Annotated in this window: 14 protein-coding genes; 12 read left to right on the top strand and 2 right to left on the bottom strand. The window is 73.0% G+C overall.

From position 1 onward, the window contains the following. Positions 1-39: 39 nt before the first annotated feature. Positions 40-2,592 (top strand): putative bifunctional diguanylate cyclase/phosphodiesterase, encoded by a 2,553-nt coding sequence (locus ACZ3II_RS24285; RefSeq protein ID WP_465520007.1) that lies wholly within the window; start codon positions 40-42, stop codon positions 2,590-2,592. 87 nt (positions 2,593-2,679) lie between these two features. On the opposite strand, the gene hrpB is transcribed toward ACZ3II_RS24285, so the two are convergent. Next, positions 2,680-5,301 carry an ATP-dependent helicase HrpB gene (gene hrpB, locus ACZ3II_RS24290; RefSeq protein ID WP_465520008.1) on the bottom strand — a complete coding sequence of 874 codons (2,622 nt, stop codon included), beginning with the start codon at positions 5,299-5,301 and terminating at the stop codon, positions 2,680-2,682. Between the two features lie 375 nt (positions 5,302-5,676). On the opposite strand from hrpB, the gene uraD reads away from it, so the two are divergent. The 8 genes from uraD to ACZ3II_RS24330 all read left to right on the top strand — a co-directional run bounded on the left by uraD (position 5,677) and on the right by ACZ3II_RS24330 (position 12,705). Next, entirely contained in the window at positions 5,677-6,183 is a 507-nt protein-coding gene (uraD, locus tag ACZ3II_RS24295; protein ID WP_465520009.1) for a 2-oxo-4-hydroxy-4-carboxy-5-ureidoimidazoline decarboxylase, read from the top strand. Beyond that, positions 6,173-6,535: a hydroxyisourate hydrolase gene (gene uraH / locus ACZ3II_RS24300; RefSeq protein ID WP_465520010.1), complete on the top strand. Its 363-nt coding sequence runs from the start codon at positions 6,173-6,175 to the stop codon at positions 6,533-6,535. Before uraD ends, uraH begins: the two co-directional genes overlap by 11 nt. Positions 6,536-6,548: 13 nt before the next feature. Further along, positions 6,549-7,400, top strand: coding sequence for a factor-independent urate hydroxylase (pucL, locus tag ACZ3II_RS24305; protein WP_465520265.1), 852 nt, complete (start codon positions 6,549-6,551; stop codon positions 7,398-7,400). Then, on the top strand, positions 7,397-8,740 hold the full coding sequence (locus ACZ3II_RS24310) for an 8-oxoguanine deaminase (protein ID WP_465520011.1): 1,344 nt from the start codon (positions 7,397-7,399) through the stop codon (positions 8,738-8,740). Before pucL ends, ACZ3II_RS24310 begins: the two co-directional genes overlap by 4 nt. 89 nt (positions 8,741-8,829) lie before the next feature. Then, complete coding sequence (gene aceB, locus ACZ3II_RS24315) at positions 8,830-10,377, top strand: malate synthase A (protein WP_465520012.1); 1,548 nt, start codon at positions 8,830-8,832, stop codon at positions 10,375-10,377. A gap of 108 nt (positions 10,378-10,485) precedes the next feature. Further along, complete coding sequence (locus ACZ3II_RS24320) at positions 10,486-11,622, top strand: DUF6986 family protein (RefSeq protein ID WP_465520013.1); 1,137 nt, start codon at positions 10,486-10,488, stop codon at positions 11,620-11,622. A gap of 13 nt (positions 11,623-11,635) precedes the next feature. Beyond that, positions 11,636-12,298 carry a hypothetical protein gene (locus ACZ3II_RS24325; protein ID WP_465520014.1) on the top strand — a complete coding sequence of 221 codons (663 nt, stop codon included), beginning with the start codon at positions 11,636-11,638 and terminating at the stop codon, positions 12,296-12,298. Positions 12,299-12,525: 227 nt separating this feature from the next. Beyond that, a complete protein-coding gene (locus ACZ3II_RS24330) occupies positions 12,526-12,705 on the top strand; it encodes a hypothetical protein (RefSeq protein ID WP_465520015.1) in 180 nt (59 codons plus the stop codon). Here ACZ3II_RS24330 and ACZ3II_RS24335 read toward each other — a convergent pair. Beyond that, positions 12,680-13,099 carry a glutaredoxin family protein gene (locus ACZ3II_RS24335; RefSeq protein WP_465520016.1) on the bottom strand — a complete coding sequence of 140 codons (420 nt, stop codon included), beginning with the start codon at positions 13,097-13,099 and terminating at the stop codon, positions 12,680-12,682. The genes ACZ3II_RS24330 and ACZ3II_RS24335 overlap by 26 nt on opposite strands. A gap of 92 nt (positions 13,100-13,191) precedes the next feature. Between ACZ3II_RS24335 and allB the strand changes: the two genes are divergently transcribed. The 3 genes from allB to ACZ3II_RS24350 are packed head-to-tail and all read left to right on the top strand — an operon-like array spanning position 13,192 to position 16,600. After that, entirely contained in the window at positions 13,192-14,502 is a 1,311-nt protein-coding gene (gene allB, locus ACZ3II_RS24340) for an allantoinase AllB (RefSeq protein WP_465520017.1), read from the top strand. After that, on the top strand, positions 14,502-15,473 hold the full coding sequence (alc, locus tag ACZ3II_RS24345; RefSeq protein ID WP_465520018.1) for an allantoicase: 972 nt from the start codon (positions 14,502-14,504) through the stop codon (positions 15,471-15,473). The genes allB and alc overlap by 1 nt, the downstream gene beginning before the upstream one ends. Then, on the top strand, positions 15,470-16,600 hold the full coding sequence (locus ACZ3II_RS24350) for a phosphotransferase family protein (protein WP_465520019.1): 1,131 nt from the start codon (positions 15,470-15,472) through the stop codon (positions 16,598-16,600). The genes alc and ACZ3II_RS24350 overlap by 4 nt, the downstream gene beginning before the upstream one ends. Positions 16,601-16,615 lie beyond the last annotated feature (15 nt).

The following is a 16,615-nucleotide window of genomic DNA, read 5'->3' on the forward strand; positions in this document are numbered from 1 at the left end:
TTTACTCCGGCCGCATCCCGCGCGGCCCGGAACTTGGTGGTGATCACGACGGCGCGACTGCTCGGCACGCTGGCGTTCACCCTGGGTGTGGTCGCCTTCGGCGAACTCGTCCTCGGCACGCCCCGCCTCTTCACCGACACGGCGCAGCTGGCAGCCGGCCTCCTCGCCGCCCTCGTCTGCCTCACCGCGGGACGCGGCCGGGCCGGCATGCCCCGCCGCTGGCGGCTGCTCGCCGGCGGGGGACTGCTCGTCTGGTCGGCGAACCGGCTCTGGTGGGTCGTCCAGGGGACGGCCGGCCTCGACCGGGACCGGTTCACCGACGTGGGCCTCTTCGTCCTGCCCGCCTGCATGCTGCTCGGGCTGCTCGGCGCGGTGCACACCCGGCCCCGTACGGTGCCCACCTCCCCGATGCGCGACCAGATCGCCCTCGTCATCGACAGCGTGCTGATCACCGGGTCGGTGCTCGCCCTCGGCTGGTCGGTGCTGCCGGTCGCGCCCGGGCTGCCGTTCTTCCAGCTGGTCTACCTGGTCGCCGACCTGGTCCTGTTCACCATGGTGCTGCTCCTGCTCACCACCCGCCCGGACTCGCCGGCCGGACGGCGGCCGCTGCGGCTCGTCGGGTCGGCGCTGCTCGCTTTCGGGGTGGCCGACACGGTCCGGCTCCTCGGCGCCGGCCCGCTGTGGCTGGAAGGGCTCGGGCACCTGCTCGGGCCGGCGTTCCTGGCGATGGCGGCGCTCAGCCCGGCCCGGCCGGCGCACTCCTACCCCGCGCCGGATCGTCTGGAGCGCGACTGGTTCCGGTTGCTGCTGCCGTACGGTCCGGTGATCGTGGTCGGGATCGTGCTGGTCGCCCGGACCGCCACCGGAGGCTCGCTGACGCCGTTCGAGGCGTACCTCGGCTGGCTTGGCCTCGCCCTCGTGGTGACCCGCCAGATGATCACCATCGTCGACAACACGGTCCTGTTCGACCGGGTCGCCACCGCCCAGCGGCGGCTGCACCACCAGGCCTACCACGACCCGCTGACCGGGCTGGCGAACCGGGCGCTCTTCCGGGAACGTCTCGTCCTCGCGATCGACGCCCACCAGGAACGCGGCGCCCCGGTCGCGGTGCTCTTCGCCGACCTGGACGACTTCAAGCTGATCAACGACACGTTCGGGCACGCCGTCGGCGACCGGGTGCTGCAGGCGATCGGCGAGCGGATGCGGGCCGGGGTCCGCTCGCAGGACCTGGTGGCGCGGCTCGGCGGCGACGAGTTCGCCATCGTGCTGGACCAGAGCGGGCTGGGGGTTCCGGCGCCACGGCGCCGGGTCCCCTGGCGACGGCGCGACGATGCGGGTGTGCGGCAGCGGCGTTATGTGCTTTCCGCTGCGGGGGTACGGGTCTCCGAAGCGGCCTTCGACGACGCGCCCTCGTCGACCGTTCCTTCACCGGTCGCCTCCTCGCTTGCCGCGGCCTCCTCCGGTTCGTCCGTTCCTTCCGTGGCACCCGCCGTATCGTCCGCCGCTGCTTCTTCCGCAGCCGCCGTTGCCACCGCTGGTTCTTCCTCCGCGGACGGGGCCGGGCCGGTGATGGACGCGGAGTCGTGGGCCGCCGAGGCGGAGGCCATCGGGCAGCGGGTCCTCACCACCCTGCGGGAGCCGTACGTGCTCGACGGCCGCGCCATCACCGTCGGCGTCAGCATCGGCCTGGTCACCGCCGAACCCGGCGACCGTCTCTCCGCCGACATCCTGCTGCGCCGCGCCGACGCCGCCATGTACGCGGTGAAACGCCGCGGCAAGGGCGCCCTGATCCGCTACACCGGCCCGCGCGACTCCGGCCCGCATGCCGACCTGCCGCACCTGCTGGCCGGCGCGCTCTCCGGCGGTTCCCCGGCCGCCGCCGGGTTCGACGTCCACTACCAGCCGATCGTGCGGCTCAGCGACGGCGCGACGGTGGCCGTGGAGGCGCTGGCCCGCTGGACCGATCCGGTGGCCGGCCCGGTGCATCCGGACGTGTTCGTGACGATGGCCGAACGTACCGGCCTGGTCGCCGCGATCGACGACTTCGTCCTCGACCGTGCCTGCGCCGACGCGTTCGCCCTGGAGGCGCTGCACGGCCGCCCCATCGACGTGCACGTCAACGTCTCCGCCGGGCGGCTCGCCGGGCAGAGCCTGGAAGCCGCCGTACGTGCCGCGCTGACCCGGCACCGCCTCCCCGCCGATCGCCTGATCATCGAGATCACCGAGACCCTGCGGATCCCGGACCTGCCGTACGCCGCCGCACTCGTCGAACGCCTGCGCTCCCTCGGCGTACGGGTGGCCCTCGACGACTTCGGCAGCGGCTACAACGCCCTGGCCCAGTTGCACGCCATCCCGGTCGACATCGTCAAACTCGACTCCACCCTGACCGACGTGGATGCCTCCCCGGACCGGGCCGGCGCCCTCTGCCGTTCCGTCCTGCAGATCTGCGCCGAACTCGGCATCACCGTCGTCGCCGAGGGCCTGGAGACCGAGGAACGCGCTCGCGCCATGGCCGCCCTGGGCAGCCCGCTGGGCCAGGGCTACCTGTACGGCGCCCCAGCCCCCTTGCCCCGTCCGTCCCCTGAGCCCTGACCCGTCCGGGCTCGGAAGAAGAGTTCCGACCCCTCCAGGCCCGCGCTCCGAACCTTGCCCCGCTTGTCTGTGGACGGCGGCAGCGGTTCAGCGGGAGCGCGGGTTGACGCGGCGGGTCGGCTCGGCGGTGGTCGGGTCCTCGGGCCAGGGGTGCCGGGGGTAGCGGCCACGCATCTCCGCGCGTACCTGTGGATATCCCTGCCGCCAGAACGACGCGAGGTCCCGGGTGACCGCCACCGGCCGCCCGGCTGGGGACAGCAGGTGCAGCAGCACCGGAACCCGGCCCTCGGCCAGGCGTGGCGCCTCCCGCCAGCCGAACGCCTCCTGAACCTTCACCGCCAGTACCGGCGCCGTCGGATCGCTGTAGTCCACCCGCACCTGCGAACCACTCGGCACCGGCAGTCGCTCCGGAACGACCTCGTCCAGCCGGCCCGCCACCGACCAGGGCATCAGCCGCCGCAGCCCGCTCACCACGTCGATTCTGGCCAGATCGGACCGCCGCCGGGCCGTGCCGAGATCCAGCCACCGTTCGGGGTCCGTCAGCAGCGCGGCGTCGGACACGTCGGGCCAGGGTTCGCCGAGGGCCGCGTGCGCGAACGCCAGCCGAGCGCGCAGTTCCCCGGCGTTGCGGCTCCAGGTGAGCAGGCCCAGCCCTTCGGTACGCAGGCCGGTGACCAGCGCCTCGCGCAGCATCGCCGGGTCCGGGTCGGTCAGCCTGACGGTGGCCAGGGTGATCGCGCCGAGCCGCCGTACCTTACGGGCCACCACGTCGCCGTCGATCCATCCGATCTCGGTGTCCTCGGCGACCAGGGACGCGGCGACCTCGCGGGCGGTGTCCTCATCGAGCGGCGCGGCACTGCGGATCCGGGCCATGGGCGCGCCGGGCGGCCGGTCCGCGCTCGCCACCGCCAGCCACGTCGCACCGGTCAGCGAACTCCCGGCGGGCAGTTCAGCGGCGGTGCCACCGGCCATCAGATAGGTGCGGCCGCCGGGTTCCCGAGCTTTCGCAACCCTTTCGGGGTACGCCAGCCCGACCACCAACCCCGCCGCCAAGTCATCGGTCAGCCACCCGCCTCCACCGCCCGCGCCAGCCGATCGGCCGCCGAGCCCTGCGGCCGTTCGCCTGTTGTCGCGATCTGTGCCGGGCGGTGGGGTGTCTCCGTCGGCGCCGGTGGGATCGGTGGAGCGGCCGGCGGCGTTGGTCAGGCGGCGCACCTCTGCCCGCCACGCCGGATCGTCGCTGTTGCGGGCGGTGCGCCATGCCGTGACCACGTCGGTGGCGTTGTCGCGGGTGTCGTCGAGGGCGGCGACGATCTCGGCGGCCCGGCGCACGCCGAGGACGGTGGCGCCGTCCAGCAGCGCGCGGGCCAGCCGTGGGTGCAGCCCGGCGCCGGCGAGGGCGCGGCCGCGGGGGCTGACCCGGCCGTCCGGGCCGAGGGCGCCGAGATCGTGCAGGGTGGCCGTGGCGACCCGCAGCGCGCCGGCCGGGGGTGGGTCGGGCAGGGCGAGACCGGTTCCGTCGGGGTGACCCCACAGCGCCAGGTCCAGGGCGAACCCGGTCAGGTCGGCGGCTGCGATCTCCGGCTCGGGCTGGGCCGGCAGTCGATCGTGCAGCGCCGGTGACCAGCAGCGGTAGACCCGGCCGGGTGCCTCGCGGCCGGCCCGTCCGGCACGTTGCTCGGCGGAGGAGCGGGAGACCGGCACCGTGGCCAGGGCGCCCAGGCCGCGGGCGTGGTCCATCCGCGGGACCCGGCTGAGGCCGGCGTCGACCACGGCGCGCACCCCGGGAACGGTCAAGCTGCTCTCCGCGACAGCGGTGGCCAGCACCACCCGGCGGCGGGGGCCGGCGCGCAGCGCGGCGTCCTGCGCCGCGCCGGACTGGCGGCCGTGCAACGTGACGACGTCAGTGCCGGCGAGATCCCGGAGGCGGCCGGCGACCGTCTCGATCTCCCGCGCGCCGGGCAGGAAGACCAGTACGTCGCCGTCTCCGTCGGCCAGCGCGCGCCGGACCGTCGCCGCGACATGGTCGAGCAGGCGTGGGTCGACCCGTAGGCCGTGCGGCGGGGTGATCGGGCCGGACGGGGGCGCCCAGTTGATCTCCACCGGGTAGGTCCGGGCGTGCGCGGTGAGCACCGGCGCGGGACGGCCCGCCTCGCCCAGCACCGTGGCGAGCCGGTCGGCGTCGGCGGTGGCGGAGGTGGCCAGCAGGCGCAGGTCGGGTCGCAGCGCCGCGCGGATCTCGACCAGGAAGGCGAGCGCCAGGTCGGAGTCGAGGTGCCGCTCGTGGCACTCGTCGAGGATCACCGTGGTGACCCCGGCCATCTCGGGATCGCTCTGCAGCCGCCGGACCAGCAGACCGGTGGTCACCACCTCGACCACCGTCTCCCGGGAGACCTGCCGCTCGCCACGCACCGCGAAACCGACCCGCTGCCCGGCACGCTCGCCGAGCAGCGCGGCCATGCGGCGGGCCGCGGCCCGGGCCGCGACCCGGCGCGGCTCGGCGACGATCACCCGGCCACGTGGCTCTGCCGTGCTGTCTGGTCCCGCCAGGGCGAGCGGGACCAGCGTGGTCTTGCCGGTGCCGGGCGGCGCCACCAGGACCGCCGCGCCGGTCTCGGCGAGTGTGGCGGCGACCTCGGGCAGCACCGGCCGGACCGGGAGGTCGGGCAGTCGGTCGGCAGGGATCAGCACGCGCCAAGTCTGGCCCATGCCTCTGACACTTTCCGCAGCCATCCACAGCCGCCCCGGAAAGCAGCCATACGGCGAGCGGGTACCGGCGAAGGGGACCGCGCTGTGGAGCGGGGCGGAAAGGCGGGTTGCGGCGGAGTGAGTGCGGTGAAGAACGGGTGAGCGGGAAGGGCTGGTCACTTCTTGATCACGAGCGGGTCGCGGGAGGATCGCAGGGCCCGGGCGGCTGTCGTGGCCGCGTCGTGATGGTCTGGGCAGGTGGCTGCGGTTATCCACAGGCGTACGGCTTCGCCGGTGAATTCGTGGCAGGGTTGCGTGACGTTAATTCTTCGGTCCGGTCGTGCGGGGCGCGGTCCCGGGCTGCTTGACTGATCGGCATCGACGAGGGGGTGACCGATGGGTGCGGTGGAGACCTTCAATGCTCTGCCCGAGGACCGTCTGCGGGCTGAGCTGCTCGCCTGTTGTGCGGCCCCCGCCTGGGGCGCCGCGATCGCCGCCGAGCGGCCCTTTCCGGACCGGGCCGCGCTGCTCGCCGCCGCCGGCGCCGCGAGCCGGGGCCTGTCGTGGGACGACGTGCTGGCCGGCCTGTCGGCGCATCCGCGGATCGGTGAGCGTGCCGCCGGCGACTCCACGGAGGCGGCCTGGTCGCGCACCGAGCAGTCGTCTGCCGCGCGGACCGCGGACGAGACGACCCGGGCCGCGCTGGTCGAGGCGAACAGGGCTTATGAGGAGCGGTTCGGCCACGTCTTCCTGATCTTCGCGAGCGGGCGGTCGCAGGCCGAGATCCTGGCCGCCGCGCGGGAGCGGCTGGGCAACGACGAGGCGGCCGAGCGGGCCGTCGTGACGGATGAGCTGCGCAGGATCGCGCTGCTCCGGCTGGAGCGGGTGCTGGATGCCCTCTGACGACGGCACGACCGCCGCGTTCCGCGCGCGGATCTCCACGCACATCCTGGACACGGTGACCGGCGATCCGGCCCGCGATGTCTACGTCCGCCTGGAACGGCGTGACTCGGACGGCTGGCTGACCGTGGGGGAGGGCCGCACCGACGACGACGGCCGCCTGCGCTTCGAGGTGCCGATGCACGACTGGCAGGCGGGTGGCTACCGGCTCTTCTTCTACGTGGAGCCCTATCTGGGTGGCGACTGCTTCTTCCCGGAGATCACGGTCGCGTTCCACGTCCACGACCCGAATCGTCACTATCACGTGCCGCTGCTGCTCAGCCGGTACGGCTACACCACCTACCGAGGGAGCTGAACCGTTGGGGATCGTGCTCGGACCGAACCGCTACGGCAAGGCGGAGACCCGTCTGGTGCAGGTGCACCGGGGCGGCGAGACGCACGGCCTGGTGGACTTCAACGTCAGCATCGCGCTCTCCGGTGACCTGACCGCGACCCATCTGACCGGCGACAACTCCGGTGTGCTGCCGACCGACACGATGAAGAACACGGTGTACGCGCTGGCCCGGGAGCACGGCGCCGGTGAGCCGGAGGCGTTCGCGCTGCTGCTGGCCCGGCACTTCGTCGCGTCGCAGCCGCAGGTGCACGGGGCGAAGGTGTCGATCGAGTCGGTCGCCTGGGACAGGCTGGGCCCGCACTCGTTCCGGAGACGGGGCGATTTCACCCGTACCACCGTGGTGTCGGTGTCGGAGACCGCAACCCAGGTCGTCTCGGGTGTGTCCGGCCTGGTGTTGCTGAATTCGACGGATTCGGAGTTCCACGGTTTCGTCGAGGACGGTTACACCACGCTGAAACCGGCCACCGACCGGATCCTGGCCACCGCCGTGGACGCCCGCTGGCGGCATCGGGGCGACGACAGCGACTGGGCCGGGTCGTTCCAGGGCTCGCTGGACGCGCTGCTCGAGGCGTTCGTGGGGACCTACAGCTATTCGCTGCAGCAGACCCTGTACGCGATGGGCTCGACGCTGCTGGAGAGGCGCCCGGAGGTGGCCGAGGTGCGGCTGGCCCTGCCGAACAAGCATCACTACCTGGCCGACCTGTCGCCGTTCGGGCTGGACAATCCGAACGAGGTGTTCATCGCCGGCGACCGGCCCTACGGCCTGATCGAGGGCAGTGTGGTTCGTGACGACGCGCCTCCGGCGACCGCGGGGTGGTGGCTGTGATCATCATCGAGAATGCCGCGATTGCGACCGTCGATGCGAACGGCACGGAATTCACCGACGGTCATGTAGTGATCGGGGACGACGGCAGGATCGCTGCGGTCGGACCAGGAAAGTCGGATGAAAGAGGGCAAAAGGTCGACGGCGCAGGCTGCCTGGTCACGCCGGGACTGGTCAACACCCATCACCACCTCTATCAGTGGGCCACCCGCGGACTGGCGCTCGACGAGACGCTGTTCGGCTGGCTGACCACGCTCTACCCGATCTGGGGGCGACTGGACGCCGAGATCGTCGGGGCCGCCGCCGGCGCCGGCCTGGGCTGGCTCGCCCTGTCCGGCTGCACTTTGTCGATGGACCACCACTACGTCTTCCCCCGCGACGGCGGGGATGTCCTGGAGGCCGAGATCGAGGCGGCCCGCCGGCTCGGGCTGCGGTTCCACCCGACCCGCGGCTCGATGGACCTGAGCCGCAAGGACGGTGGCCTGCCGCCGGACAACGTGGTCGAGGAGACCGACGAGGCTCTCGCCGCGACCGAGGCCGCCATCGATCGCTGGCACGACCCGTCGCCGGACGCGATGCTGCAGATCGCGGTGGCGCCGTGCTCGCCGTTCTCGGTCACCACCCGGCTGATGGAGGAGGCGGCGGTCCTGGCCCGGCGCAAGGGCGTGCGGCTGCACACCCACCTGGCCGAGACCGACGACGAGGAGGAGTTCTGCCTCAAGCGGTTCGGGTGCACCCCGGTGGAATACGCGGAACGCGTCGGCTGGCTCGGTGACGACGTCTGGCTGGCCCACGGCGTGCACCTGGACGACGCGGCGATCGCCAGGCTCGGCGCGACCGGGACGGGAGTGGCCCACTGCCCGAGCTCGAACGCCCGCCTCGGCACCGGGCCGGCCCGGGTCCGGGAACTGGTCGACCACGGCGTACCGGTCGGGCTGGGTGTGGACGGGGCCGCGTCGCAGGAGGTGTCGCAGTTGAACGCCGAGCTGCGGCAGGCGCTCTACACCGCGCGTCAGCGCGGCGGCCCGAAGGCGATGGACGCCCGGGAGGCGCTGCGGCTGGGCACCATCGGCGGGGCCCGCTGCCTGGGCCGGCAGGACGACCTCGGCTCGATCGAGGTGGGCAAGCTGGCCGACCTGGTGCTGTGGCGGCTCGACGGGCTGGGTCACGACGGGATCGACGACAAGGTGGCGGCGCTGGTCTTCGGCCCGCCGGCGCCGGTGGAGCTGTCGCTGGTCGGCGGCCGTCCGGTGGTCGAGCGGGGGGAGCTGGTCAACGCCGACGCCGAGACCCTCGCCGCGGAGGCCCGCCGGGCGCACCGGCGATTGTTGGATAACCCATAGCAAGACCACGTGACAGGCGACCATGAGGACCGTGAATAATGCTCGATTACGGTACGGGGGAGTAACCACACTGAGAGGAATCGTCAACGATGACCGAGATCCTGTCCGACGAGGCCGTGGCGTTCGTCGCCGACCTGAACCGGCGATTCCGGCCTCGCCGTAACGAGCTCCTCCAGGCGCGTGCCGCGCGCCGTGCGGAGATCGCCGCCGGCGCCACGCTGGGCTTCCTGGCGGAGACGGCGGACATTCGCGCGGCCGAGTGGTCGGCCCCGCCGGCGCCCGCCGATCTGCGGGACCGGCGGGTGGAGATCACCGGGCCGACCGAGCGGAAGATGACGATCAACGCGCTGAACTCGGGCGCCAAGGTGTGGCTGGCCGACCTCGAGGACGCGAACACCCCGCACTGGTCGAACGTGGTCGACGGGCAGCAGAACCTCTACGACGCGATCCGGCGGACGATCACGCTGGAGACGCCGAAGAAGACGTACGAGCTGAACGGCGGCCCGTACCCGACGATCGTGATGCGCCCGCGTGGCTGGCACCTCGACGAGCGGCACCTGCCGGTGGACGGGGCGCCGGCCGTCGGCGCGCTGGTCGACTTCGGGCTCTACTTCTTCCACAACGCCGTCGAATTGATCAACAGGGGGAGCGGCCCCTACTTCTACCTGCCCAAGATGGAGTCGCACAAAGAGGCGGCCCTCTGGAACGACGTCTTCACGTACGCGCAGGAGGCTCTCGGCATCCCGGTCGGGACCATCCGCGCGACCGTGCTCATCGAGACGATCCCGGCCGCGTTCGAGATGGAGGAGATCTTGCACGCGCTGCGCCCGCACATCTCGGGGCTCAACGCGGGACGCTGGGACTACCTGTTCAGTATCATCAAGTACTTCCGGGACAACCCGAACATGATCCTCCCGGACCGGGCGGCGGTGACGATGACCGCGCCGTTCATGCGGGCCTACACCGAGCTGCTGGTCTCCACCTGCCACAAGCGGGGCGCGTTCGCGATGGGCGGCATGGCCGCGTTCATCCCGAGCCGGCGCGACCCGGCGGTCAACGAGGTCGCCCTGGCCAAGGTCCGCGAGGACAAGGAGCGGGAGGCCGGCGACGGTTTCGACGGTTCCTGGGTGGCCCACCCCGACCTGGTGCCGGTCTGCAAGGAGATCTTCGACCGGGTGCTCGGCGACAAGCCGAACCAGCTCGCCAAGAAGCGGCCGGACGTCGCGGTGGACGCCGCCGACCTGCTGCACGTGGCCGGCACCGGCGGGGCGGTGACCCGGGCGGGGCTGCACAACAACGTCAACGTCGCCCTGCAGTACCTGGAAGCGTGGCTGCGCGGGAACGGCGCGGTCGCCATCCACAACCTGATGGAGGACGCCGCCACCGCGGAGATCTCCCGGTCCCAGGTGTGGCAGTGGATCCACAACGGCGTGAAGCTGGAGGACGGCACCCCGATCACCGCCGAGCTGGTCGGGCGGATTCTGGACGAGGAGCTCGCCACCATCCGGGCGGCGGTCGGTGACGAGGCGTGGACGGCGGGCCGGTACGACGACGCGCGCAAGCTGTTCGAGCGGGTGGCGCTCGCCGACGACTTCGCGGACTTCCTGACCAGCGCGGCGTACGACTCGATCGACTGATCGGCAGGGAGCAGGACGGGCGCGGTCGACGCGCTCGTGGGTAGCCCCGGGGAGATGCCGCCCGCTCGGCATCTCCCCGGGGTGGCTTTCCTACAGAGAAGAGGCAGGATGCGGCTGAGCGAGCAGGACTACCACGAGATCGACGCGAGCCTCGCCGCGCACGACGCCTTCCTGGCGGCCCGCTACCCCGGGGACCGTCCCGGCCGGCAGCCCGTGCACACCGTCTACATCCCCGCCGACCGGCTCGACGGCTTCCGGGACTGGGGCACGATCGCCCTCACCGCGATGGACCGGCACGACTTCCCCTGGCCCGACCCGGCGGTGCGGGCCAAGCTCGCGGCCGAGCCGATCGAGGACCTGCGCGTCGACTTCGAGGACGGCTACGGGGTCCGCGACGACGACCAGGAGGACGCCGCCGTCCGCAAGGCCGTGGCGGTCCTGGCCGGCGGCCCGCGCCCGCCGTTCCTCGGCATCCGGGTCAAGTCTCTCGAGGCCGCCACCCGGCGCCGCTGCCTGCGCACCCTCGATCTGTTCCTGGACACCTACCAGGACCTCGTCACGATCACCCTGCCCAAGGTCAGCGGCCCGGACCAGGTCCGGACGATGGTCACCCTCTGCGAGAAGCTGGAGCTGGCGTACGGGCTGAGCACCGGCGCCCTGACCTTCGAGATCCAGGTCGAGCTGCCGTCCGCCGTGCTCGCCGCCGACGGCTCCGCCACCGTGGCGCGCCTGATCACCGCCGCCGACGGCAGGTGCACCGGGCTGCACTACGGCACCTACGACTACAGCGCGGCCGCCGGTGTCGCCGCCGCGTACCAGTCGATGGAGCACCCGGCCGCCGACCACGCCAAGGCCGTCATGCAGGCCGCCGCCGCCCAGACCGGGGTGCGCCTGTCCGACGGCTCCACCAACATCCTCCCGGTCGGTGACACCGCCGCGGTGCACGCCGCCTGGAAGCTGCACCACCGCCTGGTCCGGCGGTCCCTGGAGCGCGGCTTCTACCAGGGCTGGGACCTGCACCCGGCGCAGTTGCCCACCCGGTACGCGGCGACGTTCGCGTTCTTCCGGGACGGCCGCGACGCCGCGGTGGGGCGGCTCCGGCGGTACCTCGACCGGCAGGACAGCGGGATCGCCGACGAGCCGGCCACCGCCCGGGCGCTGGCCGGTTATCTGCTGCGCGGGCTGGACTGCGGCGCGCTCGGCGACGCGGGGTTCCCGCGCGATCAGCTCACCGCGCTGGCCTGAGCGGGCGGCGGCGATGGGCTATCACACCGAGTTCACCGGGCAGGTGGCGATCGTGCCGCCGCTGAACCCGTACGAGGTCGAATACCTCGACCGGTTCGCCGAGACCCGGCACCTGCACCGTGGGCACGGCCCCTATGTCGTGGACGGGCCCGGGGTCCGGGCGGACGACGTCGTCTCCCCGGAGCGGCCGCCACCGGAGCTGCCCGGCCACTGGTGCCACTGGACGCCGTCGGCGGCCGGTGACGCGGTGCTGTGGAACGGGTGGGAGAAGTTCCGGCATGCCGAGATCTGGCTCGCCCATCTCATCGACACCTTCCTGAAGCCGGGCGCCGCGGTCGCCGCCGAACTGGCCGATCCGGTGCCGGGCCGGTGCTATCCGCCGGTTCTCGAGCACTTCACGTTCGACCACGTGCTGAACGGGGTGATCCACGCGGAGGGGGAGGAGCCCGACGACCTGTGGCGGATCGACGTACGCGACAACGTCGTGCACGTCGTCCATGCCGTCGAGTTCCCCGGCTACGACGAGATCGACCCGCGGGATCCGGCGGAGTGGACGCCGGTGCAGTGGGCGGAGTACGAGGCCCGCGCCCTGCGGAACCACCTCTACGTCGTCGACGGCGGCGAACTCCGCGCGCTCGGACCGGCGCGGGAGCGGGGCTTCGACCCGGTCGGCTAGGGGGTTGCGCGGGTGTGCCTGATTCCATTGACGTCGAACTTTTCCGGGTCGCCGCGAGTACTACCGGGCACATCGCTACCACCTGGGAGGACCTTGTGCGGGACCGATCAGCGGAGCCGATCGCGGCCACCCGTGTCACCACATCGGACGACTCCGGGACGCACCCGGAACACACCTGTGAGCGACCGTCGTGGTCGTGCCGGGCGTGCGGACTGCCATGGCCATGCGTGACGGCGCGGGGCTCGCTGGCGGCCGGCGCCGACCTCGTCATGTTGACCATGTACATGTGGGGGCACCTGGACCGGGCGGTGGCCGACCTGCCGCACGTGGAGCCCGCGGACCTGTTCGAGCGGTTCCTCGGCTGGGCCGGGTCGCTGCCGGTCAGGGCCGGGGCGTTGCCCGGGTGAGCTGCTCGCGGAGCCAGGACGGGTCCGGGTTGACGTGGCCGCGGCCGTTGATCACGACGGTCGGCACGGTCTCGTCACCGCCGGTGATGCCGCGGACGGTGGCGGCGGCGGCCGGGTCGGCCCAGATGTCGACCCAGCGCAGCCGGGCCGCGTCCGATCCGAGGCGGGCCCGCATCTGCAGGCAGAACCGGCAGCCGGGGCGCCAGTAGACGACCGGCCGGCCGTCGTCGGCGGAGGCGCGGGGGAAGATCAGCGGGGACAGCACGTACGCGTACCCCAGGAAGAGGGCCAGCAGCAGCGCGGCGGTGCCGGGCGCGCCGTCGGTGAACCGGACGGCGGCGACGAGCAGACCGCACAGGGCCGCCAGGACAGCGAGACGCCACCGTCGCAACATGGAACCGGAGGCTACTACCCGGCCGCTCGCGTCGATGTGCCGGAGGGCCGGAGAGGACCCGGGGTGAAACAAGCCACGGATAGGGTCGGACCATGGTCGATCTTGTGGTGCGGTCCCGCCGGGTGGTGACGCCGGACGGCGAGCGCCCGGCGGCGGTGCTGGTCGTGGACGGGAAGATCACGGCGGTGCTGCCCTACGGCGCCGAGGCGGCCGCGGGCGAGGACGTCGACCTCGGGGACACGGCGTTGCTGCCGGGGCTGGTGGACACGCATGTGCACGTCAACGAGCCGGGCCGGACCGAGTGGGAGGGTTTCGCCACGGCGACCCGGGCGGCCGCGGCCGGTGGCGTCACCACGATCGTCGACATGCCGCTGAACAGCCTCCCGCCAACCGTGGACACCGCCGCGCTGGCGATCAAGCAGGCGGCAGCGGCCGGGCAGTGTCACGTCGACGTCGGGTTCTGGGGCGGGGCGATCCCCGGCAACGCCGGTGACCTGCCGGGGCTGCACGCGGCCGGCGTCTTCGGTTTCAAGGCGTTCCTGGCCGACTCCGGGGTGCCCGAGTTCCCGCCGGTCGACGCCGGTCAGCTGGCCGAGGCGATGCGCGCGGCGGACGCCCTGTTCGTGATCCACGCCGAGGACCCGGAGCATCTTGCGGAGGCGGCCGGCTCGGCGGCGTACGCCGACTTCCTGGCCTCCCGCCCGCAGGACGCCGAGCACGCCGCGGTCGCCACCGCGATCGCCGTGGCCCGCGCGGCCGGCCGGCGCGTGCACATCCTGCACCTGTCCGCGGCCTCCGCGCTGCCGCTGATCGCCCAGGCCAGGGCGGACGGGGTACGGGTGACCGCCGAGACCTGCCCGCACTATCTGACCCTGTCCGCGGCCGACATCCCGGACGGCGCCACCGAGTTCAAATGCTGCCCGCCGATCCGGGACACGGCGAACGCCGACCGGCTGTGGGAGGCGCTCGCCGACGGCCTGATCACCTGCGTGGTCAGCGACCACTCGCCGTGCACGCCCGACCTGAAACGGCAGGACACCGGTGACTTCGCGGCGGCCTGGGGCGGGATCGCGTCGGTGCAGCTCGGCCTTCCGGTGATCTGGACCGCGGCGGCACGGCGCGGGCATACCCTCGCGGACGTGGTGAAATGGATGGCGCGCCGCCCGGCCGATCTGGTGGGATTGCGGAACAAGGGCCGGATCACGGTGGGCGCCGACGCCGACCTGGTGGCCTTCCAGCCGGACGAGGAGTTCGTCGTCGACGCGCATGCCCTGCACCACCGGAACCCGGTCACGCCGTACGCCGGAAAGCGGTTGCGCGGTGTGGTCGAGCGGACCTGGCTGCGCGGGCGGACCGTGACCGGTGACGACGCCGGCGGCATCTTTCTGTCGAGGGAGAACTGATGGAGTTCAGCGCGCTGCCGGATCTGGCGTCGCGGGCGTTCGGCGGCGGTGTCGTGCACTGCAACGACGAGTTCTTCGCCGCCGCGGACCACCTGGTCCTGCCGGATCCGCCGGGGCACGCGCCGAGGACGTTCGACCACAAGGGACAGGTCTACGACGGCTGGGAGACCCGCCGTCGCCGGTCGCCCGGTCACGACTTCGCGGTGATCCGGCTCGGCGCGCCCGGCATCGTCCACGGCGTCGACATCGACACGGCGTTCTTCACCGGCAACTACCCGCCGTTCGCCTCGGTGGAGGCGGTGGAGCTGCCCGGCTATCCCGGCCCGGACGAGCTGGCCGAGGCGGACTGGGTGGAGATCCTGCCGAGGTCCGAGCTCAAGGGCGACGGCCGCAACCTGTACCCGGTGGAGGACCGCCGCCGGTTCACCCACGTGCGGCTCAACATCTTCCCGGACGGCGGCGTCGCCCGGCTGCGGGTGCACGGCGCGGCGGTGCCCGACCCGGATCTGCTGCCGAAGGTGTTCGACGTGGCCGCCGCCGAGTACGGCGCCACCGTCGTGGACTGCAGCGACATGTTCTACGGCAACCCGGCGCGGATGCTGATGCCCGGCCTGGCCCGCAACATGGGCGACGGCTGGGAGACGTCCCGGCGCCGCGACGACGGCAACGACTGGGTGCTGGTCCGGCTGGCCGCCCCGGCCGTGCTGAGGTTCGCCGACCTGGACACCAGCCACTTCAAGGGCAACGCCCCTGGCTGGGCGACCCTCACCGGCTTCGACGAGCAGGGCGCGTCGTTCGAGCTGCTGCCGCGGGTGGCGCTGCGGCCGGACACCCCGCACCGGTTCCGTCTCGACGACGCGCCGGAGGTGACGCAGGTCCGGCTGGACGTCTTCCCGGACGGCGGCATGGCCCGGCTGCGGCTGCTCGGCAAGGCCGACCGGGCGTTCCTGCGGGCGAGGCTCGGCCGGTGAACCGGACCGTCTCGCTGGTCCTCGTCGACCCGGCGGGGGAGCTGCTCGGCATGCTGCCGCCGTTCACCGTCGCGATGCCGTACTGGCAGGAGGCCACCGACGTGGTGGCCGGGGCCGGGATCGACGTCACCGTGCTGCGGCTGCTGCACGCCGGCCAGGCCGCCCCGCCCGGCGGTCACGTCACCTACCTGGCGATGACCCGGGACCGCCCGGACGGACTGCTCCCGGCCTCGGTGGACCTGGCCGGGCATCCGCTGCGGGCCGCGTACGCCGAACCCGCCGGCGTGGCGGCGTCCCTGGCCTGGGCCGCGGGCGCCCTGGACCGGCTCGGGCTGACCGGGGCCGTCCCCCGGCAGCAGCGCACCTGGAACTTGTCGGCCATCTGGCGGTTCGACGGCCCGGACGGCGCCCCGGTGGCCTGGCTCAAGCAGGTGCCGTCGTTCTTCCGGCACGAGCCGGCCGTGCTGCAGGCCGTCGACAAGGTGTCGCCGGGGCTGGTGCCGTACGTGCTCGCCGCCGGTGACGAGGGCCGGACGCTGCTCGCGCACGTGCCCGGCGAGGACCGGTACGGCGCCGGCCCGGACCTCTGCGCCGCTGTCGTGCACGCGTTGCATCCGGTGCAGCGGCACTTCGCCGGGGAGGTGGGCCGGCTGCGGTCGCTGGGGGTGCCCGGTGACGGGCTGGAACGGCTGCCGGAGATCGCGCGGCCGTTCCTGGACGAGATCGACGGCCTGCCGGAGCTGCTCGCGGACCTGCCGCGCCGTCTCGCCGAGGTGGCCGGCTGCGGCCTGCCGGACACCCTGGTGCACGGCGACCTGCACTCCGGCAACGTCCGTACCGGCGACCAGGGTCTGACCATCGTGGACTGGGGCGACGCGCTGATCGGCAACCCGGCGTACGACATCCTGCGGCTCACCGACGACCCCGCGGTCGTGCGCGCCTGGGCGGACCTGTGGCCGGGCTGCGACGCGCTGCGGGCGGCCGAGCTGCTCCGGCCGGTGGCGCGGTTGCGGTCCGCGGTCTCCTACGCGACCTTCCTGGCGAACATCGAGCCCAGTGAGTGGCCGTACCACGAGAAGGACGTCCCGGAGCGGTTGGCGGCCGCGGTCCGGGCCGCCCGCCGATGACATCGACGGATCGCA

It is taken from the genome of Actinoplanes sp. NPDC019969 (assembly GCF_055562375.1).